This window comes from Kineococcus arenarius subsp. arenarius (genome assembly GCF_050871845.1).
Taxonomy (GTDB): Bacteria; Actinomycetota; Actinomycetes; order Actinomycetales; family Kineococcaceae; genus Kineococcus.
Window position 1 is genome coordinate 1 of the sequence record NZ_JBJLSE010000069.1, and the last position, 21,882, is coordinate 21,882.

Here is a 21,882-nt window from a genome sequence, read left to right on the forward strand (position 1 = left end):
GCCCCTCCGCCCGCGGGCGGAGGGGCCGTCGCGCACTTCAGTGGTGGCCGAGGGGCTTCGGGTTCGCGAGGGGCTGCGGCTCGGGGGACAGGTCGATGCCGAGGTCGGCGGCGAACACCGGGCGGGTGCTCTTCAGCACGCCCGGGTGGTCCAGGTCCAGGTCGAACACCCGGGCGCCGCGCAGCCGGTGCTCATCGTCCCCGCCGAGGCCGTAGGTGCCGAACCCGGTGCCGGGGCCGTACCCGAGCTGGATGCCGAAGTAGTTCCCGACGTAGGTGTTGATGTGGTCGTGGCCGCAGAAGATGCCCTTGACGTCGCCGCGCTCCAGGGCGGTGTGGAAGAGGCCGGGGTTGAACTGCGCGGTGTACTCCCGCTCGTTGCGCTCACCCACGATGCCGTGCTTGACGACGGCCGCGGCGTGTGACTCCTCCGTCCACTCGGTCGGGGAGCCGAACCACATGAACCGGTGCTCCCACAGCGGGATGTGGAAGAACATCAAGCCGGGCACCGGTGCACCCGCCCGGCGCTCCAGGGCCACGGACTGCTCGCGGTACCAGGCGACCTGGTCGGAGTGGATGGTCTCGTAGGTGTACTCCTCGACCTCCTGCCCCGCGATGGTCTCGGGGGAGTAGCGCCCGGAGTCCAGCAGCCACAGGGCGAAACCGGGACCGCGGCCGCCGCGGGTGTGGACGGTGAGCACCTGGTTGGAGTCGCCGCTGACACCGCTGGCGGTGCCACCCGCGTTGTACCGGTACCCGGACAGGAACTCCCGGATCCTCGCCTCGGTCATCCCGGTGGCGGCCACGGAGTCCTCGTCGTGGTTGCCGAAGGTCACCGCCCACGGGATCCGGCGCTCCTCCATGGGCAGGACGACGTGGTTGTACGCCTGTCGGACCTGCTCCGCGGTGGTCATGTCGCCGTTGACGACGTCGCCGTTGACGACGACGAACCCGGGTCGCTCCGCATCGAGGGTGCGCTCGATGAGCTGGATGGTCCGCACGTCGGTGCGGTGGTTGTCCTGGGTGTCGTTGAACTGCACGACGCGGAACGTCCCGTCGTCGGAGAACGACAGGCCGCGCCCGCGGGAGGCGCTGGCCGGGGCGGCGGTGGCGACCTGGGCGGCCAGGGCGCCACCGGCGGCGGTGGCGGCGCCCAGGCCGAGCAGGCGGCGGCGGCCGAGGGTGTTCGAGGTGTTCTCGGGCACAGGGTCCTCCGAGGTTCGGCAGGGGTTTCCCACAGCGTGCCGGGGCCGGGTTTCCCGCGGGTGGAGCCGACCCCACCGGGAGGCGGCCGGGGGGTGACCAGCACGGCCGCTCACCCCCTCGCCGCTCACCCGGGCGCGGGCCCGTCCTGCACCGGTCCGAGGTGCAGGACGTCACCGCGCCAGCCCGCCCGGAAGCGCCGGTCGTGGCTGACGACGACGACCGCGCCGTCGAAGGCGGCGATCGCCTCCTCGAGCTCCTCGACGAGCTGCGGGGCCAGGTGGTTGGTCGGCTCGTCCAGCAGCAGGACGTCGTGCGGGTCGGCCAGCAGGCGCGCCAGGTCCAGGCGCCGGCGGCCCCCGGTGGACAGCCGGGCCACCTCCACGCCCAGCTGCTCGCGGTCGAACAACCCCAGCGACAGCAACCGGTGCACGTGCTCCTCCGCGCTGCCGCGACGGCCGGCGGCGAAGGCGCGCAGCACGTCCTGGCCGGGCACCGGCGCCGGCGGGTCCTGCCGCAGCAGGCCCGCGCGGGCGCGGCGCCGCACGACGCCGGTGTCCGGCTCCAGGGCGCCGGCGAGCACGTCGAGCAACGTCGACTTCCCGCTGCCGTTGACGCCCGTGACGAGCAGCCGGGTGTCCCGCTCGACCCGGACGTCGGTGGGCGCCAGCCTGCCCGCGATCGACACCCCCTCGGCCACCAGGTGCGCACCGGCGCGCGCGTGCAGGCCCTGCGGCACGGTGAAGCGCAGCGGGTCCGGTGGCCGCGGGGCCTCCGCGGCTTCCAGGCGCCGCAGCCGCTCGGCGTTGGCCCGCACCCGGGCCGCCAGCGACTCCTGCACCCGCCCGCCCTTGAAGTCGTACTGCATCTTGGCGCCGTCGCGCGGCGGGCGGTTCGGGGCCACCCGGCGGGCGACCGCGTCCCCGGTGGTGCGCAGGCGCCGGACCTCCTCCTCCCACGCGGCGCGCTCCTGCTCGGCACGGACGCGCTCGGCGGCCTTGGTGGCCAGGTAGGCGTCGTAGCCGCCGGGGTACCGCGCCGCGCGGCCGGCGTCGACCTCGAGCAGTTCGGCGGCTGTGCGGTCGAGGAACTCCCGGTCGTGGGAGACGACCACGGTGGTGCCCCGGCGCGAGCGCAGGTGCTGCTCCAGCCAGCCGGCGGCGGTGTCGTCGAGGTGGTTGGTCGGCTCGTCCAGCAGCAGGACCTCCGCGTCGGCCGCCAGCAGCGCCGCCAGGTGCAGCCGCGAGCGCTGCCCGCCGGACAGCCGCCCCAGGGGGCGCGAGCGGTCCAGCCCGGCCAGGCCGAGGCCGGCGAGGGCGCGTTCGACGCGGGCGTCGGCGGAGAACCCGTCGCGCAGCTCGAACGCCGTGCTCACCTCGCCGTACTCGGCGAGCAGCGCCTCGAGGTCCGCCTCCGCGGCCCCGGTCATCGACCCCTCCAGTTCGCGCAGGCGGCGCTCCAGCCGGCGCACGTCGGCCAGCGCCTCGTCGACCACGCGCTGCACCGTCCACCACGCCGGGGCGGTGGGTTCCTGCGGCAGGTGCGCCAGGCCCGCGGTGGCGACGGCGACGACGCGGCCGCAGTCGGGTTCCTCGACGTCGGCGAGCAGCCGCAGCAGGGTCGACTTGCCGCAGCCGTTCTCCCCGATGACGCCGGTGACCACCCCGGGGGTGATCGAGGCCGTGAGCCGGTCGAGGACGACGCGGTGGTCGTAGGTCCTCGTCACCGCGCGCAGCGCGAGGGACGTGGTGGCGCCCGTCGTCGTGCGCGGGGACGGTCCGGTGCGCGGGGACGGTTCCGTCGGAGCGGGGGCAGGGGGGTGGGCGGGCACGGGTCCTCCTCGTGACGTGCGTGCGGTGGACCGCGCGCACGTGCGCGGGTCCCTCGGTGCGGAGCACGTCAGGCGAGCACCCGGGGCCTCCTCGGCTCGACGGCAGGACACCACGACGGTGCACCCGCCCGGTGGCGGGCCGCAAGGAGTTTTCCGCCCTCCCGGATCAGGCGCGGGCGCGGTTCCCCAGGAACTCCGCGATGCGCCCCACCGCCATCTCCAGGTCCTCCACCCGCGGCAGCGTGACGATCCGGAAGTGGTCGGGCTTGGGCCAGTTGAACCCAGTGCCCTGCACCACCAGGACGTGCTGCTGCTCGAGCAGGTCGCAGATCAGCTGGTAGTCGTCCTCGACGCGGTGCACCTCCGGGTCCAGGCGCGGGAAGCAGTACAGCGCCCCACGCGGGCGCACGCAGCTGACGCCGGGGATCTCGTTGAGCAGTTCCCAGGTGCGCCGGGCCTGTTCGGCCAGCCGCCCACCGGGCAGCACGAGGTCGTTGATCGACTGGTGCCCGCCCAGCGCCGCCTGCACCGCGTGCTGCGCGGGCACGTTCGCGCACAGGCGCATGTTCGCCAGCAGGTCCAGGCCCTCGACGTACCCGCGGGCGTGGCCGGTGGGGCCGGAGACGACCATCCAGCCGGAGCGGAAACCCGCCACCCGGTACGCCTTGGACAGCCCGTTGAACGTCAGGCACATGAGGTCCGGGGCCAGCGCCGCCGTCGAGACGTGGGTGGCGCCGTCGTAGAGGATCTTCTCGTAGATCTCGTCGGACAGGACGAGCAGGCCGTGCTCGCGCGCGACGCCGAGCACCTCGTTCAGCACCTCCGGGCCGTACACCGCGCCGGTGGGGTTGTTCGGGTTGATGACCACCAGCGCCTTGGTGCGCGGGGTGACCATCGAGCGCAAGTGCTCCACGTCCGGGGCCCAGTCGGCGGACTCGTCGCAGAGGTAGTGCACCGCCCGCCCGCCCGCCAGGCTGACCGCCGCCGTCCACAGCGGGTAGTCCGGGGCGGGCACGAGGACCTCGTCGCCCTCGTCCAGCAGCGCCTGCATCGCCATGACGATGAGCTCGCTGACGCCGTTGCCCATGTAGACGCCGTCGACGTCCACCCCGGTGATCCCCTTGGACTCGGCGTGCTGCACCACCGCCCGGCGCGCCGACAGCAACCCCTTGCTGTCGCTGTAGCCCTGCGCCACCGGCAGGTTCGCGACGATGTCCTCGAGCAGTTCCGGCGGCGCCTCGAACCCGAACGGGGCGGGGTTGCCGATGTTCAGCTTCAGCACCCGGTGCCCGGCCTGCTCCAGCTCCGTCGCTCGCGTCAGGGCGGGACCGCGCACGTCGTAGAGGACGTCGGCGAGCTTGCGAGACTGACCCAGGTTCACCACGCCGCCATCCTGCCACCGCGACCCGCGGCCCCCGCAGCGGATCGCCGTGGGGGCCGCGCGGGGGAGGCGTGCCGGTCCGGTGCCCGTCAGCGCTCGCGGACGACGGCGCTGCGCCCCGGGTCCAGGTCCAGCAGGCCGTCCACCTCCTCGCCGGAGACCTCGTCGAGCCCGCTGACGCGCACGGTGCCGGGTTCGTCGCCGTGGTTCAGCGCGAACAGGAAGGAGGTCCCGTCGGCCCGGCGGCGCCGCTGCACGTCCACCGGCCCCGACGCCACGGCCACCGGTTCCACACCGCCGGCCGTGCACACCTCGCGCAGCAGGGCGGCGAACGCCTCGTCGTCGGGCAGCGTGCCCAGGTACCACGCCGCGCCCCCGCCCGGCAGCTCGCGCCGGGTGAGCGCCGCGCAGCCCGCCACCGCGCCGTCGGCGTAGCGGGCCAGCACCTCGACGTCCTCGGCGACGGTGGTCAGCTCCGACCACACGTCGCCCACCGAGCCGTCGTCCAGTTCCGTGGCCACGCCCTCCAGCAGCGGGTGGAACTCCTCCACGCGCACGCCCAGCAGGTCGCGGAACGCCCCCGGGTACCCGCCCAGGCGCACCCGCACGTGCTCGTCGACGACGCCGGAGAAGTACGTCACCAGGACCTGCGCGCCGCCCTCGGCCGCCGCCCGCACCGCCGCGGCCGTCGCGTCGTCGCACAGGTACAGGGTGGGCACCACCACGACCCGGTACCGCGACAGCGCCTGCGCGAGGTCGCCCGGGTGCGCACCCACCGGCACCACGTCGACCCCGACCTGCGCGGCGCGCAGCAGCCGGTGCGCGGTGCGGGCCACGTCCACCGGGCTCACCCGCTCCGACGGCAGGGTCGGTGCCTCCATCGCCCAGGCGCTGACCCAGTCCACCAGGACCGCCACGTCGGCCTCCACGGCCGCGCCGCGCACGTCCCCCAGCCGCCCCAGCAGCGCGCCCAGCTCGACGACCTCGCGGAAGCGCTCGGAGTCCTCCCCGGCGTGCGGCACCATCGCCGAGTGCCACTGCTCGGCACCGCCCGCGGAGGCGCGCCACTGGAAGAAGCACACCCCGTCGGCGCCGCGCGCCACGTGCGCCAGCGAGTCCAGCAGCATCTCCCCGGGCGCCTTGGCCGGGTTGACCGGCTGCCAGTTCACCGCGCTCGTGGAGTGCTCCATGAGCAGCCACGGCCCGCGCGCCGCCCCGCGGGTCAGGTCCGCGGAGAACGCCAGCTCCGCGCGCGGGTCGGCCACCGCGGTGGGCCCGGTGTGCAGGAGGTAGTGGTCGTTGGAGACGACGTCCTGCTCCAGCGCCCAGCGGCCGTAGTCCATGCCGCCCAGCCCGGCCGAGACCATGAAGTTCGTCGTCACCGGCACGTCCGGGGTCAGCCGGCGCAGCACCTCCTTCTCGGCCAGGTGCTGGCCCAGCAGCTCGTCGGAGCTGAAGCGGGCGAAGTCCAGCGCCTGCGCCGGGTTGGGGAAGGAGCTGGAGCGCGCCGGCACCTGCACCTGCTCGAAGGAGGTGTAGTGCTGGCTCCAGAAGGCCGTCGCCCACGCCTCGTTCAGCGCCGCCACGTCGCCGTACCGCCCCGTCAGCCAGCGGCGGAAGGCCGCGGCGCTGACGTCGCAGTAGCAGCGCGCGTTGTGGCAGCCCAGCTCGTTGCTCACGTGCCACAGCCGCAGCGCCGGGTGGCCGCCGAAGCGGCCCGCCAGCTCCTCCACCAGCCGCAGCGAGCGCTCGCGGTACACGGGGGAGGAGGGGCACCAGCTCTGCCGGGAGCCGAAGACGACCCGGCGGCCCTCGTGGTCCACCGGCAGCACCTCGGGGTGGCGCTGCGACAGCCACGCCGGCGGCGAGGCGGTCGCCGTGGCCAGGTCCACGCCCACCCCGCCGGCGTGCAGGTCGTCCAGCACGCGCTCCAACCAGCCCAGCTCGAAGCGGTCCGGCTCGGGCTCCAGCAGGCCCCAGGCGAAGATGCCGACCGACACCAGCGTCACGCCGGCCTCGCGCATCAGGCGCACGTCCTCGGCGCGCACCTCCTCCGGCCACTGCTCGGGGTTGTAGTCGGCTCCGAAGGCCAGGCCGGGTCCCGTGATCCACTCGCGCACCCGCGCAGCCTGGCCGTCGCCCCGCGGCCGGTCAACCGCTGCGCGGCTGGCAGGATGGAGGCATGGAGCAGTCACCAGCGCAGGGGCCGGGGGCGCGCCCGCGCCTGCTGTCGGGGATGCAGCCGACCTCCGGCTCGCTGCACCTGGGCAACTACCTCGGCGCGCTCAAGCAGTGGGTGGCCCTGCAGGAGACCCACGAGGCCCTCTACTGCGTCGTGGACCTGCACGCCCTGACCGTCGGCCCGGACCCCGCGGCGCTGCGCGAGCGCACCCGGATCACCGCCGCGCAGTACGTCGCCGCGGGCGTGGACCCCGAGCGCTCGGCGCTGTTCGTGCAGAGCCACGTGCCCGCCCACGCCGAGCTGGCGTGGGTGCTGAGCTGCCTCACCGGCTTCGGCGAGGCCGGCCGCATGACCCAGTTCAAGGACAAGTCGGCCAAGCAGGGCGCCGAGGGCACCACCGTGGGGCTGTTCACCTACCCGGTGCTCATGGCCGCCGACATCCTGCTCTACCAGGCCGCCGAGGTCCCCGTCGGCGAGGACCAGCGCCAGCACCTGGAGCTGACCCGCGACCTCGCCCAGCGCTTCAACAGCCGCTACGGCGCCACCTTCACCGTGCCCGAGCCGTACATCCTCAAGGAGACAGCCAAGATCTACGACCTGCAGCAGCCGGGGTCGAAGATGAGCAAGTCCTCGTCCTCGCCGAACGGCATCGTGGACGTCATGGACGAGGCCGGGGTCACGGCCAAGAAGATCCGCTCGGCTGTCACCGACACCGGCCGCGAGGTGCGCTACGACCCCGCCGAGAAGGCCGGTGTCTCCAACCTGCTGTCCATCCACTCGGCGCTGTCCGGTCGCAGCATCGCCCAGCTGGAGGCCGACTTCGCCGGCCGCGGCTACGGCGACCTGAAGAAGGAGGTCGCCGAGGTCGTCGCCGACGCCCTGACCCCCGTGCGCGAGCGCGCGCGGCAGCTCGCGGCCGACCCCGGTGCGCTGGACGAGCTGCTCGCCCGCGGCGCCGAGCGGGCCAACGCGATCGCCGAGGAGACCCTCGCCCGCGTCTACGACCGGGTGGGGCTCGTGGGCCGTCGGCGGTGAGCGTCCCGGGCGGCCGGGCCCGGGCGGCGCTGGACGGGCCCGGTGCCGCCGAGCGCGCCGGCACGCGCACCATCGGTGTGTCCATCCCCGTCCCGGACCCCTACGCCGAGCAGCTGACGGCGTGGCGCGCCGACTTCGGCGACCCCCTCGCCCACGCCGTGCCGCCGCACATCACCCTGCTCCCGCCCAGCGAGCTGCGGGCCGACGCCCTGGTCGCGGTGCGCCGGCACCTGGGGCGCACCGCGGCGCTGCACGCGCCCTTCGAGGTGCACCTGCGCGGCACCGCGACCTTCCGGCCCGTCTCTCCCGTGGTGTTCGTGCAGGTCACCCGGGGCATCTCCGAGTGCGAGCTGCTGCAGGCCCAGGTGCGGCGCGGGCCGCTGAGCCGGGAGCTGTCCTTCCCGTACCACCCGCACGTCACCGTCGCCCACGACGTGCCCGAGCGGTCCCTGGACCGCGCCGAGCTCGTGTTGCGGGACTGGGAGGCCACCTTCACCGTGAAGGGGTTCAGCCTCTACGAGCACGGCGCCGACGGCGTCTGGCGGCCACGGGAGGACTTCGGCTTCACCGCACCGTAGAGGAGCACCAGCGCGCGTGGGTGTCGTGCAGCAGGTCACCGGCCGCGTCGGCCGCCTCGTCGCCCGGGCGAAGGCCACGCACCCGGGGCGCGCCTACCAGCGCTACGGCGACGCGCGCGGCAACGTGCTGGCCGGGGGCATCGCGTACTTCGCGTTCTTCTCCGTCTTCCCCGCCCTGGCGGTGGCGCTGACGCTGCTGGGCTTCACCATGCAGGGGTACCCGGAGGTGCGCGACTACGTCGTGCAGAACCTCGTCGAGGGCGTCGACGACTACCTGCCCGGCCTCGTCCACCCCGGGTACGCGCCCGCCGGCGGCGGAACCGGCATCTACATCGACGAGTACCTCGACGACACCACCCTCACCGTCGGCCTGCTCGCCTCGCTCGGCACGCTGCTCTTCACCGGCCTGGGCTGGGTGGACGCCATGCGCCGCGGCATCCGCGCGGTCTTCGGGGAGGACGCGCGCGCCGGCAACCCCGTCCTGCTGAAGGCGCGCGACCTCGTCGTCCTCGTCGTCATCGGCCTCGGGGTGGCCCTCAGCGTCACCTCGGTGGTCCTCACCCGGGGGGCGGGGGAGTGGCTGCTGGGGATCTTCGGCGTGGACAGCACCGCGGCCGGTCAGACGCTGCTCACGGCCGCCGGCTTCGTCGTGGCCTTCTGCATCGACACCGCGACCTTCCTGGCCGTCTTCCGGGTGCTGCCCGGCGCGGACGTGCCGCTGCGCCAGCTGCTGTCCGGGGCCCTGCTGGGCGGGGTCGGCATCGGGCTGCTGAAGCAGTTCGGCATCGGCATCGCCCGCCGCAGCGCGCAGGGCAACGAGTTCCTCGGCGCCGCCGCGAGCATCGTGGTGATCCTGGTGCTGATGAACCTCATCGGCAGGCTCATCCTGCTGGCCGCCGCGTGGGCCGCCACGCGCGCCGAGGACGCCGGCACCCTCCTCGAGCGCGTCATCGCGGACTACCAGGTCCCCCTGGGCCCGCTGCCGGCCGACCACCCGGCCGAGGAGGAGGGCGCGCAGGGCGAGGGCGACGAGGCCCGCGCGGGCCGCTCCCGCGCGGCGGTGGCCTCGGGCGTGGCGGCCGGCGCCCTCGGCGCCGGTGCGCTCGTCGCCGCGCGCCGCGCCGTGCGGGGGCTCCTGCACCGCTGAGCCCCGCCGGCGGCCGGCGCGCCGCCCGTCTCTGCGAGGATGGCGACGTGGTCCTCTCGGCGCGCACCAGCTGGTTCCTCGTCGCGTTCGGGGTGTGGAGCTGGTTCATCTGGCCCAACTTCCTGCGCAACATCTGGAAGGACCCCCGCTCGTTCGAGGACGGCCCGCAGGCCTTCTTCCTGGTGCACCTGGTGCTGGTCGTCGTCAGCCTCGTGCTCGGCACCGTCATCGCGGCCATCGGGGTCCGCGGCCTGCGCGGGGCGCGCCGCCGCCCCCGCACCTGACCTGACCCGACCCGCCGGCCCGCCGGGGCCCCGAGAGCTGGAGGAGCCGTGCCGAGCGCGAGCGCACCGACCCTGGAGTCCGTCGCCGCCCTCGCCGGCGTCTCCCGCGCCACGGCCGGGCGGGTGCTGTCGGGCTCCGAGCGGGTCAGCCCCGCGGCCCGCGAGGCCGTGCTGCGCGCCGCCTCGGAGCTGTCGTACGTGCCGAACCAGGCGGCCCGCTCGCTGGTGACCCGGCGCAGCGGGTCCGTGGCGCTGGTGGTGGTCGAGCCGGTGGAGCGGTTCTTCTCCGACTCCTACTTCCCCCTGGTCCTCAGCGGTGCGCAGGCGGTCCTCGCCGAGCGCGAGGTGCAGCTGGTCCTGGTGGTGCTGTCCACCGCGCGCGAGCGCGAGCGCTTCGAGCGATACGCCCGGGGCGGTCACGTGGACGGGGCGGTCCTCGTCTCGGTGCACGGGCGCGACCCGCTGCCGCAGCACCTGGTCGACGCCGGGATCCCCGTGGTGATGTCCGGCCAGCCGATGGACCCGGCATCCACGGTGCCGTACGTGTCCGCCGACAACGTCGGCGGTGCCCGCACCGCCACCCGGCACCTGATCGAGCGCGGTTGCCGCCGCGTCGTCACCGTCACCGGCCCGATGGACATGCGGGTGGGGCGCGACCGCCTGGCGGGTTTCCGCGAGGAGCTGCGCGCGCAGCGGCACCGCTTCGGCGCGCAGCTGGCCGAGAGCGGTGACTTCACGGTCGCCGGCGGGCGCGCGGCCGCCGAGGCGCTGCTCGCGCGGGTCCCGGACCTGGACGGGGTGTTCGCCGCGAACGACCTGATGGCCGCCGGCGTCCTGCAGGCCCTGGCCGCCGAGGGTCTGGCGGTGCCGGGGCGGGTGCGGGTCGTCGGGTTCGACGACGCCCCGCTGGCCGCCGCCGCCACCCCGCCGCTGACGACCGTGCGCCAGCCGGTCGTGGAGATGGGCCGGGAACTGGCCCGCATGCTGCTCTCGGTGATCGACGGCGAGGGGACCCCCGCCCCCGTCGTGGCGCCCACCACCCTGGTGCAGCGCGCCACCTCCTGAACCCCCACCCCACCCCTCACCCCCCTCACCCCGGGGGGGGGGGGGGGGGGGGGGGGGGGGGGGGGGGGGGGGGGCGCGGGGCGGGGGGGGGGGGGGGGGGGGGGGGGGGGGGGGGGGGGGGGGGCGGGGGGGGCCGGCGGCGGAGCGCCGGCCGCGCGCCCCCCCCCCCCCCCCCCCCCCCCCCCCCGGGGGGCTCAGGCGGTGGCGGGGACCCCGGCGACCTGGGCGTCGAGCAGGTAGGCGGCCGGGTCGAACGCGGTGCCGTCGCCGTAGCGCTGGGCGGCGACGACCGAGTCCCGCGCGCTCGCCCAGGGCAGCGAGCCGTCGCGCACGAACCGCACCCAGTCGGCGTGCACCCGGTCGGCCAGCGCCTGGTCGGGGCGCTCCCCCAGGACCGCCGCGACGCCCTCGGCGCCCAGCAGGTCGAACGCGTACGGCAGGTCGTGGCAGTGCGCGGCGACGCCGTCAACGGCGGAGCGCTCGGCGAAGTCGAACAGCCAGGTGCGCGCCCCGGCCCCGGCGCGGACCCGGGCCGCGGCCAGCCGCACCAGCGTCGCGCGGAACCCCGCGCTCACCAGCGCCTGGCTGGCGGCGAACCGCTCCCCGACGCGGGCGACCTCGGCGCGGTACGCGGCGATCCCCTCCGCGTCGACCCCTGCCGCGGCCAGCCGCCGCACCACGTCCTCGACGGCGGTGGCGGTGGGGACGGCGAACTCGTTGCGGGTGGTGCCCATCAGCAGGTCCACGTCCGCGCCGGCTCCCGCGGCCAGCGCCGTCTCCACGTCGGTGGGCAGCACGACGCCGTCGACGGCGGGGGTGAACGCCATCGAGGCGACGACCGACGCGCCGGTGCGGGCCAGGCGCAGCGCCGCGTCGACGTCGATGCGCTCGCCCAGCAGCTGCGGCCGGCCGGGCACGACGTTGAAGGATCGCTCGGCGTCCAGCACCGCTTCCTCCGGCACCGAGCGCCACCCGGCCAGGTCCGGGGTGGTGCCGAGGTGGGCGGCGAGCTTCCGGCCCACCTCCTCGGCCGCGGCGGGCAGCAGGTCGGCGGTGGCGCCGGAGTGGGAGACCACCCGGTGGAACAGGCCCGCGGCCGGCGGGGAGGCCAGCAGCGACAGGACGCTGCCACCACCGGCGGACTGCCCGCCGATCGTGACACGGTCCGGGTCGCCGCCGAACTCGCGGACGTTCTCGCGCACCCACCGCAGCGCGGCGATCTGGTCGAGCAGGCCGCGGTTGAGGGGGGCACCGTCGATCCAGCCGAACCCGTCGAAACCCAGCCGGTAGGAGACGACGACGGTGACCACGCCGTCGCGGTTGAACGAGGCGCCGTCGTACCAGGGGCTGGCGGGGGAACCGGCGAAGTAACCGCCGCCGTGGACCCACACGAACACCGGCAGCAGCGCCTCGCGGTCCCCGGGGGCGGGGGTGAACACGTCGACGTTCAGGGTGCTCTCCCCCGGGATCGAGGGTTCCGGGATGGTGGTGAGGGCACCGAACGGCCGGCGCTGCGGGGTGGGGCCGTGCTCGGTGGCGTCGCGCACGCCCTCCCAGGGGGCGGCCGGTTCCGGGGCGGCGAACCGCCGCGGTCCGACGGGCGCCTCGGCGAAGGGGATGCCGAGGAACGCCGCCGACCCGGGGCGCTGCACGCCGCGCACGCGGCCGGAACGGGTGGCGACCTCGGGTGCGGTGCTCACGGAGTTCTCCTGGTTCTTCAGCGGACGGACTTGATGGGCAGGACGAACAGCGACGAGACCACGACGGCCAGCGCCGACCACACGAAGATCGCAGCGTAGTCCCCGTCGAAGGTGAGCAGCAGGAGCGCCGCGATGGGCGGGGTGAGCGCCTGCGGGACGTTCGTGGCGACGTTGAGGACGCCGAGGTCCTTGGCGGCGTCGCCGCCGGAGGGCAGCACGTCGATCATCAGGGCGAGGTCGACGGCGATGTAGGCGCCGTACCCGATGCCCAGCACGAGCGAGTACAGCACCATCCCCACCACGGTCGGGGAGATCAGCGGGATCACCACGCCCAGGCCCATCACGATCGTGGCGAGGAACACGAACACCTTGCGGCGGTTCAGCCGGTCGGAGATCCGGCCGAACACGAGGGTCCCCACGACCGTGGTCACCATCGCGCACAGGGAGAGCAGGCCGGCGACCGTTCCCGCCCGCCCGGCGTCGAGACCGATGTAGTCGGTGAGGATGTAGAACTGGTAAGCGGACACCGCCTGGTAACCGAGGATCATCGCGAACCGCCCGGCGAACGCCCACGCGTAGTCGGGGTGCCGGCGCGGGCTGATCCAGAAGCTCTTGGCGAAGGCCCCCCAGGCGAAGGGGGCGGGCCGCAGGCCGGTCGAGGCGGTGTCGCGGTTCAGCACCGCGAACAGGACCGCGAACACGGCGACGAGGACGCCGAACAGGGTGTACCCCAGGCCCAGGCGGTTCAGCAGCTGCCCGGCGAGGACGACACCGGCGGTGGCGCCGACCGCGGTGCCCACGCCCACGAACGCCGAGGCGGTGGCGCGGTGGGTGTCCTCGACCCGGTCGGCGATGACGGCGGACAGGGGTCCCTGCAGGGCGTTGAGCGCCACCTGCGCCAGCACCCACACGGCCGTGATCCAGAACAGGCTCGGCGCGAACTGCACGCAGATCGTCAGCAGCCCGCCGGCGATCCCGCCGAGCACGAGCCACGGGCTGCGGCGGCCGAACCGCGAGCGCGTGCGGTCGGAGAACGCCCCGACGATCGGCTGGGCGAACAGGGTGAACACCGACGAGGTGGCGGTGACGACCGCCAGGTTCGCCGCCTTGCGCACCGGGTCCAGTTCGGCGACCTGCTGCGGCAGCAGGATGACCACGACCCCGGCGTAGGTGGCGAAGAGGAACAGGTGCGTGGCGAGCAGCGAACCCATGAGGGTCCGTCGTCGCCGGGGGTCCAGCGCGGCCAGCGGTCCGGCGGCGTCGCCGACCGGGACCGTGGCGGGTGGGGCGCCGGGGACCGTGGGAACCACGCCGGCGGCATCGGGTGCGGGCCCCTGCGGGGCCGAGAGGTCACTGCTCACCTGAACTCCTCCTCGAGCACGGCGGAGGACGCGGCCCGGAGGGGGCGACGTCGTCGCGAGGTCCATGACACACCCGGAGGGCCCCTGAGTTCAACCCCTGAACTAAACCCTGAGGAAACTCAGTGCAACGAGCTGGACGCGTCGAGCGCCTCCTCCCGCGCCAGCGCCACCGCGCCGCGCACCGCCGCCGTCCCGCCGAGCGCGGCCCGCCGCACCACCACGTCCACCGGGCCCGCCGGGGCAGGGAAGCCCCCCTCGGTCAGCTCCGGCAGGAGCAGGGCCAGGTAGCCGTCCAGGACCACCACCGCCGGGTCCAGCGCCACCACCGTCACGTCCAGGCCCTGCCGCAGCCACCCCAGCGCCCCCCGCACGGCACCCACCGCCGGCCCCGCGCCGTCCCGGTACCGGCGCGCCAGTTCCGCCAGGGCCGCCGGCTCACCGTCCCGCTCGGCCGCCGCCGCCAGACCGGCCGCGACCAGCACCGCCCGCGGTCCCGCCACCGTGACCAGGCAGCCGCGCCGGCCGCACTCGCACGGCGGGCCGGCGGGCTGCACCACCACGTGCCCCGGCTCGAACGCGGTGCCCCGCGCCCCCACCAGCAACCGGCCCGCCACCACGGCGCCACCGCCGATGCCGGTGTCCGCCTTGACGTACACGACGTCGCGGACCCGCTCCAGCCCCGGCGCGGCCCGCAGCTCGCGGAACTCCGCCCACGTGGCGCAGTTGGCGTCGTTGAGCACCGTCACCGGCAGGCGCGAGCGGGCGGGCAGCCGCGCCGCGACGAGGCCGCGCAGGTCCACCTCCCGCCGCCAGCCCAGGTCGACGGCCCGGTAGACGGTGCCCGCGTCCGCCAGCACGGGGCCGGGGGCGACGACCTGCACCCGCACCGGCCGCACGCCCCTGCGGCGCAGCGCACCGGTCAGGTGCGAGACGCGGCGGGCCAGCGCGTCCGCGACCGCCTCCGGCTCCCCGATCGGGGTGCGGGCCAGCTCGGAGCCCTGCGCCAGGACCCGACCGGCCAGGTCCGTGACCAGCCAGCGGTGCTCGTCCAGGAGGAGCTGCACGGCCACGACGGCCAGGCCCGAGCCGTCCAGCTCCAGCGGCTGCACCGGCCGGCCCGCCCCCGAGCGCTGGGCGGCCGCCTGCGCGTGGCGCACCAGCCCCTCCTCCAGCAGCTCCGCGGCGATCGAGGTGACCGCGCCGCGCACCAGCCCCGTCGCGGCGGCGATCTCCGAGCGCGCCGCCGGGCCGTGGCGGTCCAGGTGGTGCAGCACGAGGGCCCGGTTGTGCTCGCGCACGTCGCTGCTGACCAGCCGGGCGGGGGCGGTGTCGTCCACGCCGCGCATCCTCCCCCGCGCCAGGCGCCCTCCGCGCACGAGCGCGGCCCACTCGCGAAGCCTCCGTGGACCCGGCGGGGCCGTCTCGTCGACCCGACGCTCAGGAAGCTGCCGCCACCGGGATCAGGATGGGCAGGTTGATGAGCAGGTGCAGCGCCATGGCCGCGGGGAGGTTGCGCCGGACGGCGGCGACGGTGGCGACGGCCAACGCCCCGGGGAGCTGGTGCAGCAGCCAGGAGAGCCCGAAGAAGACGAGGTGCGGCCCGGTGAAGATCGCGAGGCTGGCCGCTGCGCCGAGCCAGCGCGAACCCGCCCGGCGACCGAGGAGCGCGCCCAGCCGCTCGGCGAGGAAACCGCGGTAGACGACCTCCTCCGTCACCGCCGCCGTCACGATCAGCACCAGGGCGCCGGCGACCCCGAGGGCGGCGATGGTGGCCACGCCCTCGTTGTCCCGCTGCGGTGCGAGGGCACCGATCAGCCACGACCACGCCATGACGATCCCGAAGGCGTAGAGCACCCACTCCAGGTCGCGCCCGCTGGGTCGCCGCAGCAGCAGCGAGGAGGTGCCCAGTCGTTCCACGCGCAGCACCACCACCACCAGCAGACCCGCTCCGAGCCACTTCCACGGGTCGCCGGCCACCGGCCCGGTCAGGCCCCACCGCAGGTCGATGCCGGCGACCCCGTCGGCGGGTGGCCCGCTGTACACGCCTGCGATCACGGCACCGCCCAGCAGCAGGCTCACCAGCAGCCGAGGGCGGCTCAGGGACCAGGCGTCGGAGGGAACCGCGGTCGCGGTGGGTGAGTTCGGCGCCGTCGGTTCCGCATCGGCCATGCCGGTAGAGTACGCGCTCTAGAGCAGATGCTCTAGAGCGGAGGAGGGCGATCAGGTGGCTGTTCGACGTGGTGACCGCCGGGCCGACATCGTCGCGGCGGCTCACCGGTGCATCGCGCAGTTCGGGTACGAGCGCGCCACCACGGCACGGATCTGCGCGGCCGCACAGGTTTCGTCGGGGACGTTCTTCCACTACTTCCCCACCAAGGTCGCCGTCCTGGTGGCGGTCCTCCAGAGCGGCGTGGACCGCACCCGCGAGGTGTTCGAGCGCATCCGCGCGACAGCGGCCGACGACGCCCTCACGGCCCTGGGGCAGTGGCGCGAGCACGTCCTGGCCGAGGCCGCCGACGAGGACCTGGCCCGTTTCGCTGAGGCTCTGAGCGCTGTTCCCGACGCCGCGGAGGTCGTGGCGGTGCTCGAGGACGAGAAGGCGGTGGTCCGCCGGGCGCTGGTGGACGTGCTCGCTGCCGGTCAGAGGCAGGGGACGGTGCGGACCGACATCGCCGCGGAGCGGGCAGCGCAGTGGCTGAGCATCGTGGCCGAGGCGGTGCTGGGGCACGCCGTCGAGGAGGGCGGCCTCCCGCAGGTCTTCGCGTCCGAGCTGGAGGACGTCGTCACTCGCGTGCTGCGCCCCTGACTCGAGGCCCGCGCACGAGCACCCGCGCACCGGCCCGGCCTGCGGCCCGGGCGGAAGCCTGCAGCGCCGGTCAGGCTCAGAGCGGAGGCTGGCCTTCGATCACCCACGTATCAAGCAGATGCGGACGTCCTGGCCAGCGGGATGACCGGGCGTTCGGAGCCGCGGCGGACAGCGGTGCTGCAGGCGGGAGCGAGCACACCGGGGTGGGCCGTCACTGCTCGGGCGTGTCGGTGATGGTCTACCGCGAGACCGTCCGGCACCCCGTGGTGATCTTGCACGGTTGAGGGCTCAACCGTGCGGGATCACCACCAGGGGGGGCATGACGACATCGACAGATCCGGAAGGTCGGCGACGTCCTGGCCAGCGCCATGTCCGTGCGTCTTCACCGCAGGCGCCGGTTGATCACCTCCGCCAGTTCCGTGGCGTCGAGGTCGCCGGCGGCCACGGCGAGGACCATCTGCTCGGCGTCGTCGACGTCCATGACCAGGTCGGTGCCGTTGAGTAGGCAGAAGACGCGGGCGGCGGACCAGGCCAGGCGCTTGTTGCCGTCGACCAGCGGGTGGTTGCGGGCCAGGGAGTGCATCAGCGCGGCGGCCTTCTCGGCCAGACCGGGGTAGGCCTCGCGGCCGAAGACGGTGGTGCGGGGGCGCGCGGCGGCCGAAGCCAGCAGTCCCAGATCGCGGACCTGGACGTCCTCGACGACGCCGGCGGCGATCTCCAGCAGGTCCTCGGTGGTCAGGTGGTCGATCGGGGGGTGCGGCTCGGTCACCGGGCGAGGCGGGCCAGGAGTTCGGCGTCCTCGGTGCGCACCCGGTCGATGGCCGCGCGCAGGCGTGCAGGGCGGTCGGAGACGTACTCACCGATGGCGGTGCGAGCCACCTCCTGCATGGAGCGGCCCTCCTGCTCGGCGCGTCGGCGCAAGGCCTCGGTCTCCTCGTCGGTCAGTCGCAGGTTCATGGCCACCCGTGGATGGTACCGCCGTGGTACCGAGTAGGCCAGGCGCTTGATCATCGGCAAGTCCGTGAAGTCACCGACTGGCCGTGATCGCGCACGCAGGACGTCGTGAGCGTGGAGTCGGCTTCGGCGGGCACGGCCCTCACACGCTACGAGTGAGCCCGCGTGCACAGCGACACGTGCCTCTCGCTGTCGGCGTTGAACGGCTCCCGCTTCCACCCGCCCCAGCGCTGCGACAGGCGCAGTTCCGCGGAGCGGGCCATCAGGTCCAGCTCGGCAGGCCGTGTCAGGCGGCGGAGACGGGTACCAGGTCGATCCCGTCGGTGCCGCCGTCGTCGAGGTGACGGGTGGCGTTCTGGTGGCAGCGCACCTGTTCGTCCTGGGTGAGCAGGTTGAAGGTGCTGTTGAGCACCACGTGGACGAGCGGGAAGCGCCTGCCGAGGTCGGTGGTCGTCACGTCGCCGTGGTGGGCTTCGACCCCGTCCCCGCCGGGACGGCTGCGCATCACTGCGAGCACGTCCGGGGACAGGTCGACAGCGGCAGCGCGGTGCGGCCGGACCAGACGGCGAACTCCAGCGCCCGGGTTCTGCTCCCCCCACCTCCCGCGGCCGGGAGTGGTCAGCCGCCCGCGCCGAGCTCGACGAGCAGGACCCCGGCGATGATCAGGCAGATCCCCAGGACGGTGGTGCGGTTGAGCGCCTCGCCGAAGAGGACCCTGCTGAACACGGCGGTCAACGCGACCCCCGCGGCGGCCCAGACGCCGTAGGCGACGCCCAGGCCGATGCCGCTGGACAGCGCCAGGGACAAGCAGGTGAAGGCGGCCAGGTACCCGGTCACGACGACGCCGTACCAACGACGGCGACCGCGGGTGGCGGCGCGCAGCGCCAGGGTCGCGCCCACCTCGCAGACGACGGCCAGGGCCAGGAAGAGGTACCCCCTCACTGCTCCTCCTGCTCCCGCCCGCGCTGCGACCCCAGTTCGACGGCGAGGACGCCGGCGATGATGAGCACGATGCCCGCGAGCGCCAGCGGGCCCAGCGACTCGCCGAACACGACGGAGCTCAGCGTCGCGGTCAGGGCCACGCCCGCCGCCGACCAGGTGCCGTAGGCCACGCCGAGGGGCATCCCGGCGCGCAGCACCCGGCTCAGGAGGGTGAAGGCCCCGGCGTAGCCGGCGACGACCACGACGTACCAGCCGGGGTGCCCGAGCGCGGCCTTCAGGGACAACGAGGCGGACACCTCGCTGAGGACGGCACCCGCCAGCAGCACCCACCTGTTCACGGATCCCCTCCCGCGTCGGACGGCGCGCCGGTGGCCCGCCGCGTCAGCCGCTGCCCAGGCGACCGCGCAGCCCGCTGCGCACGGCCGGCCACTCGGAACCGGTGATCGAGAACACGACCGTGTCCCGGTAGCTGCCGTCGTGCCACAGGACGTGGTTGCGCAGCACGCCGTCCTGCTTGGCGCCCAGGCGCGCGATGGCCGCGCGGGACTGGTGGTTGTGCCAGTGGGTGCGGAACTCCACGGCGGCGCAGCCCAGCACCTCGAACGCGCGGGTGAGCAGCAGCAGCTTCGCCTCGGCGTTGATCCCCGTGCCCTGCGCGGACCTCGCCAGGAACGTCGACCCGATCTCCAGCCGCCGGTTGGCGGGGTCGAGGTTCAGGTAGGTCGTCGCCCCGCAGACCTCGCCGGTGTCCAGGCGCCGCAACGCCCACGGCGCCACCAGGCCGGCGCGCTGCCGGGCCAGGCGCTGCTCCACCTCCGCGGCGACGGCGTCCGGTGCGGGGATGCGCGTGTACCAGGTGCGGTGCAGGTCGCCCTCGGCGACGACGCGCCGCAACCCCTCGACGTGCCCGGCGGCCGGTTCCGCGGACAGCGGTTCCAGCGCGACCCGGGAACCGCTCAGCGGGACCGGCTCGCCGTACCGCGCGGTCAGCTCATCCACTTGCGCAGCTTCTTCCGGTTCGCGCCGTCCCACGCCGCCTCCAGGTCGTGGCGGGCCACCGCCGAGCGCACCTCCTCCAGGGCGTGCAGACGGCCCAGGACGAACGCGCCCTCGCCGGCGGTGGGCACCGGCCCGGCCAGCGCGACGCGGGCGGCGATCGTCTCGTCGTGCTCGACGAGGACGTCGACGAGTTCCTTGAGCGCGTCGGCGTAGTCCTCCACGTCGTCCCCGCGCAGCGGCACCACCACCGCGGCGGCGGCGCGCGCGTCCTCGGCCGCCCGGCGCAACCGCACCAGCGGGTCGGCGTCGGGGTCGCCGGCGGGCGCGTCGGCGTCGTCGCCGTCGGGGTCGACGTCGCGGTAGGCGTTCTTCACGGCGCGGTGCGCGTCGGCGACCAGCGGCAGCAGCGCCTTGCGGGCCGAGCGCGACGCCTCGCGGGTCAGCGGCGGGTCGGCCACGAACGCCTCCAGCGCGGCGACCAGGGCCCGGTAGCGCTCGGAGTCCAGCGCGGCCGCCACCTCGGCCTGGGCGGCGGCCTGCCGCTCGCCGAGGAGGGACCGCAGCAGCTCGGCGACGGTGGCCGGGTCGCCGGTCCCGGAACCGGCGACGTGGCCGGTGGCCTCCTCGTCGAGGTCGGCCAGGACGCGGTCGCTGAGGACCTCGGCGTCACGGGCGCGGCCCAGCAGGTCCCCCAGCCACTCCAGCTCGGTGAGCAGCGCGTCGCGGGGCTCGTCGGCGAACAGGGGGGCGAAGGACCGCACGACGCCGGCGAGGCGGCGGGTGGCGCTGCGCATCGCGCGCACGGCGCCGGGGGCGTCGATGCGCGCCAGCGGGTCCTGGGCGAGCAGGCGGCTGACGTCGTGGGCGAGCTGCCCCAGGACGAGGGCGCCGGCGGAGTCCCCGCCGGCCACGTCCTCGGTGCCCTCCGGCTCCTCCGGGCCGTCCAGGACCGCGCGCAGCTGCGCGGTGCGGTCGGACTCCTCCGCACCGCGCTCCTCCCACGCGGCGGTGATGGCGTCCAGCAGGTCGCGGCGGCCGTCGACGACCTCCGCCTGCCACTCCGCCCAGGTCTGCGCCAGGGAGTCCTCCGGCACCAGCGCGCGCGCCTGCACCCGGCGGGTGGTCAGGCGGGCCACGAGCGCGCCGTCGGCGTCGAGCAGGTCGCGCTGGCTGGCGTCGGTGGTCAGCGCCAGCACCGGGCCCAGGGTCCGGCCGCGCGCGGCCGCCCAGGTGAGCCGTTGCAGCGCAGCGGGAGCGGTGCGCACGGCCCGCCCCAGGGCGTGGCGCACCTCGTGGGTGCGCGGGCCCCGGCCGGGCAGTTCCAGCACCCAGCCGCGCGGGGAACCGCCGGTCTGCCGCCGCACCGAGGCGCCCGACGCGGCCAGCGCCAGGTCGGCGGTGTCGTAGTGCGTCTCCTCGCTGCTGACCTCCCGCGTCTCGCCGACGTCGGCGACACCGGGCAGTTCACCGCCACCGGGCGCCTCGTCGGCCGACGGGGCGAGGTAGGTGCGGGTGAGGGCCAGGCGGGGGGACGGCATGGTCAAGAGAAGTACCACGAAGCGGCGGTGCGGCTCTCGCCCCGGGCCGGACCGGCACGATCCCGCTGCGGGGCGTTCACCGCACCGTCAGGACCCCGGGCGCCGCAGGTGCAGGACGCTGTCGCCCACGTGGGCGACCTGCCCCTCGGGGCCGGTGACCTCCCGCTGCACGACCTCCTCGCGCAGCACCTCCCAGCCGGCGGTGGCGCCCGCGAGGGCGTCGCGGACCTCCTGCGGCTCGGGCAGGTGCACGTGGTGGTGCGAGGCGTCGGCCCAGGGCGGGACGCCGACGTGCCCGATGACGACCAGGCTGCCGCCGGGGGCGACAGCGGCCGCGGCGCGGCGCAGGACGTCCTCGCGGTCCAGGTGCGCGATCGAGTGCAGGAACGAGGCGGCGACGAGGTCGAACGGCCCGGCGGGCAGCGAGGCGCCGAGGTCGTGCTCCTCCAGCCGCACCCGCTCGGCGACGCCGGCGTCGGCGGCGTGGCGGGCGGCGCGGGCCAGGGCCGTGGGTGAGACGTCGGCGCCGGTGGCGGTCCAGCCCCGCGAGGCCAGCCACACGAGGTCACCGCCCTCGCCGCAGCCGAGGTCCAGGGCGGTGCCGGGGGGCAGGTCCTCGACGGCGCGCACGAGGAGGGCGTTGGGACGCCCGCTCCAGCGCTCGCCGGCGGTGTACACGCCTTCCCACAGCTCGCGGGCGTCGGGGGCGTCGGGGTCGAAGAGGGTCACGGCGGCACCGTGCGCGGCGCCCCCGCCGGAGTCGAGGTCCCGTGCCGCTCCGGCAAACCCCGCCACCACAGCCTCCCTGCGGGGGTGACCGTACTTGGATAATAGAGGTTTTACCCAGGGGTGGGGGGGGGGGGGGGGCGGGGGGCGG

At 75.2% G+C, this 21,882-nt stretch carries 22 protein-coding genes; 6 read left to right on the forward strand and 16 right to left on the reverse strand.

What is annotated here, in order from left to right; all coding sequences use genetic code 11:
• Window positions 1–37: 37 nt before the first annotated feature.
• From ACRYM0_RS15015 to ACRYM0_RS15030, 4 genes are all read right to left on the reverse strand, one after another.
• Entirely contained in the window at window positions 38–1,204 is a 1,167-nt protein-coding gene (locus ACRYM0_RS15015) for a metallophosphoesterase family protein (protein ID WP_432506413.1), read from the reverse strand.
• Window positions 1,205–1,329: 125 nt separating this feature from the next.
• Window positions 1,330–2,928: an ABC-F family ATP-binding cassette domain-containing protein gene (locus tag ACRYM0_RS15020; RefSeq protein ID WP_432506449.1), complete on the reverse strand. Its 1,599-nt coding sequence runs from the start codon at window positions 2,926–2,928 to the stop codon at window positions 1,330–1,332.
• A 271-nt stretch (window positions 2,929–3,199) separates the two neighbouring features.
• Entirely contained in the window at window positions 3,200–4,414 is a 1,215-nt protein-coding gene (locus tag ACRYM0_RS15025; RefSeq protein ID WP_432506451.1) for a pyridoxal phosphate-dependent aminotransferase, read from the reverse strand.
• A gap of 89 nt (window positions 4,415–4,503) precedes the next feature.
• Window positions 4,504–6,534 (reverse strand): beta-galactosidase, encoded by a 2,031-nt coding sequence (locus ACRYM0_RS15030; RefSeq protein ID WP_432506415.1) that lies wholly within the window; start codon window positions 6,532–6,534, stop codon window positions 4,504–4,506.
• A gap of 62 nt (window positions 6,535–6,596) precedes the next feature.
• On the opposite strand from ACRYM0_RS15030, the gene trpS reads away from it, so the two are divergent.
• Genes trpS through ACRYM0_RS15055 form a run of 5 tightly spaced genes read left to right on the forward strand, consistent with a single transcriptional unit; the run spans window position 6,597 to window position 10,705 of the window.
• Window positions 6,597–7,631: a tryptophan--tRNA ligase gene (trpS, locus tag ACRYM0_RS15035; protein WP_432506417.1), complete on the forward strand. Its 1,035-nt coding sequence runs from the start codon at window positions 6,597–6,599 to the stop codon at window positions 7,629–7,631.
• 29 nt (window positions 7,632–7,660) lie between these two features.
• Window positions 7,661–8,209, forward strand: a complete 549-nt coding sequence (locus ACRYM0_RS15040) for a 2'-5' RNA ligase family protein (RefSeq protein WP_432506453.1) — start codon at window positions 7,661–7,663, stop codon at window positions 8,207–8,209.
• Between the two features lie 16 nt (window positions 8,210–8,225).
• On the forward strand, window positions 8,226–9,356 hold the full coding sequence (locus ACRYM0_RS15045) for a YihY/virulence factor BrkB family protein (protein ID WP_432506419.1): 1,131 nt from the start codon (window positions 8,226–8,228) through the stop codon (window positions 9,354–9,356).
• 47 nt (window positions 9,357–9,403) lie between these two features.
• Complete coding sequence (locus ACRYM0_RS15050) at window positions 9,404–9,640, forward strand: SCO4848 family membrane protein (RefSeq protein ID WP_432506423.1); 237 nt, start codon at window positions 9,404–9,406, stop codon at window positions 9,638–9,640.
• A 48-nt stretch (window positions 9,641–9,688) separates the two neighbouring features.
• Complete coding sequence (locus ACRYM0_RS15055) at window positions 9,689–10,705, forward strand: LacI family DNA-binding transcriptional regulator (protein ID WP_432506425.1); 1,017 nt, start codon at window positions 9,689–9,691, stop codon at window positions 10,703–10,705.
• Between the two features lie 194 nt (window positions 10,706–10,899).
• Here the strand turns inward: ACRYM0_RS15055 and ACRYM0_RS15060 are convergent, their stop codons facing one another.
• The 4 genes from ACRYM0_RS15060 to ACRYM0_RS15075 form a co-directional block, all read right to left on the reverse strand.
• Window positions 10,900–12,405, reverse strand: a complete 1,506-nt coding sequence (locus ACRYM0_RS15060) for a carboxylesterase/lipase family protein (protein WP_432506427.1) — start codon at window positions 12,403–12,405, stop codon at window positions 10,900–10,902.
• A 17-nt stretch (window positions 12,406–12,422) separates the two neighbouring features.
• Complete coding sequence (locus ACRYM0_RS15065; protein ID WP_432506428.1) at window positions 12,423–13,766, reverse strand: MFS transporter; 1,344 nt, start codon at window positions 13,764–13,766, stop codon at window positions 12,423–12,425.
• A 119-nt stretch (window positions 13,767–13,885) separates the two neighbouring features.
• Complete coding sequence (locus tag ACRYM0_RS15070) at window positions 13,886–15,103, reverse strand: ROK family transcriptional regulator (RefSeq protein ID WP_432506430.1); 1,218 nt, start codon at window positions 15,101–15,103, stop codon at window positions 13,886–13,888.
• A 100-nt stretch (window positions 15,104–15,203) separates the two neighbouring features.
• Entirely contained in the window at window positions 15,204–15,935 is a 732-nt protein-coding gene (locus ACRYM0_RS15075; protein ID WP_432506432.1) for a CPBP family intramembrane glutamic endopeptidase, read from the reverse strand.
• Window positions 15,936–15,990: 55 nt separating this feature from the next.
• Here ACRYM0_RS15075 and ACRYM0_RS15080 point away from each other — a divergent pair, with 55 nt between their 5' ends.
• The gene (locus tag ACRYM0_RS15080; RefSeq protein ID WP_432506434.1) at window positions 15,991–16,572 is read left to right on the forward strand and encodes a TetR/AcrR family transcriptional regulator; all 582 of its coding nucleotides are present in this window, start codon (window positions 15,991–15,993) and stop codon (window positions 16,570–16,572) included.
• A 382-nt stretch (window positions 16,573–16,954) separates the two neighbouring features.
• Here the strand turns inward: ACRYM0_RS15080 and ACRYM0_RS15085 are convergent, their stop codons facing one another.
• The 8 genes from ACRYM0_RS15085 to ACRYM0_RS15120 form a co-directional block, all read right to left on the reverse strand.
• Window positions 16,955–17,341 (reverse strand): type II toxin-antitoxin system death-on-curing family toxin, encoded by a 387-nt coding sequence (locus ACRYM0_RS15085; RefSeq protein WP_432506436.1) that lies wholly within the window; start codon window positions 17,339–17,341, stop codon window positions 16,955–16,957.
• Window positions 17,338–17,529, reverse strand: a complete 192-nt coding sequence (locus ACRYM0_RS15090) for a DNA-binding protein (RefSeq protein ID WP_432484191.1) — start codon at window positions 17,527–17,529, stop codon at window positions 17,338–17,340. The genes ACRYM0_RS15085 and ACRYM0_RS15090 overlap by 4 nt, the downstream gene beginning before the upstream one ends.
• Before the next feature lie 283 nt (window positions 17,530–17,812).
• Complete coding sequence (locus tag ACRYM0_RS15095; RefSeq protein WP_432506438.1) at window positions 17,813–17,983, reverse strand: hypothetical protein; 171 nt, start codon at window positions 17,981–17,983, stop codon at window positions 17,813–17,815.
• A gap of 161 nt (window positions 17,984–18,144) precedes the next feature.
• Window positions 18,145–18,468 (reverse strand): DMT family transporter, encoded by a 324-nt coding sequence (locus ACRYM0_RS15100; protein ID WP_432506440.1) that lies wholly within the window; start codon window positions 18,466–18,468, stop codon window positions 18,145–18,147.
• A complete protein-coding gene (locus tag ACRYM0_RS15105) occupies window positions 18,465–18,806 on the reverse strand; it encodes a DMT family transporter (protein ID WP_432506442.1) in 342 nt (113 codons plus the stop codon). Before ACRYM0_RS15105 ends, ACRYM0_RS15100 begins: the two co-directional genes overlap by 4 nt.
• Window positions 18,807–18,849: 43 nt before the next feature.
• The gene (locus ACRYM0_RS15110) at window positions 18,850–19,467 is read right to left on the reverse strand and encodes a GNAT family N-acetyltransferase (protein WP_432506444.1); all 618 of its coding nucleotides are present in this window, start codon (window positions 19,465–19,467) and stop codon (window positions 18,850–18,852) included.
• Window positions 19,455–21,005 carry a CYTH and CHAD domain-containing protein gene (locus tag ACRYM0_RS15115; RefSeq protein ID WP_432506446.1) on the reverse strand — a complete coding sequence of 517 codons (1,551 nt, stop codon included), beginning with the start codon at window positions 21,003–21,005 and terminating at the stop codon, window positions 19,455–19,457. Before ACRYM0_RS15115 ends, ACRYM0_RS15110 begins: the two co-directional genes overlap by 13 nt.
• An 87-nt stretch (window positions 21,006–21,092) precedes the next feature.
• Entirely contained in the window at window positions 21,093–21,734 is a 642-nt protein-coding gene (locus ACRYM0_RS15120) for a class I SAM-dependent methyltransferase (RefSeq protein WP_432506448.1), read from the reverse strand.
• Between the last annotated feature and the right edge of the window lie 148 nt (window positions 21,735–21,882).

What these genes read in the sequence shown, in the direction of transcription:
- trpS (WP_432506417.1), top strand. Translation starts at nt 6,597, where the DNA reads ATGGAGCAGTCACCAGCGCAGGGGCCGGGGGCGCGCCCGCGCCTGCTG.
- ACRYM0_RS15075 (WP_432506432.1), bottom strand. Translation starts at nt 15,935, where the DNA reads ATGGCCGATGCGGAACCGACGGCGCCGAACTCACCCACCGCGACCGCG.
- ACRYM0_RS15090 (WP_432484191.1), bottom strand. Translation starts at nt 17,529, where the DNA reads ATGAACCTGCGACTGACCGACGAGGAGACCGAGGCCTTGCGCCGACGC.
- ACRYM0_RS15115 (WP_432506446.1), bottom strand. Translation starts at nt 21,005, where the DNA reads ATGCCGTCCCCCCGCCTGGCCCTCACCCGCACCTACCTCGCCCCGTCG.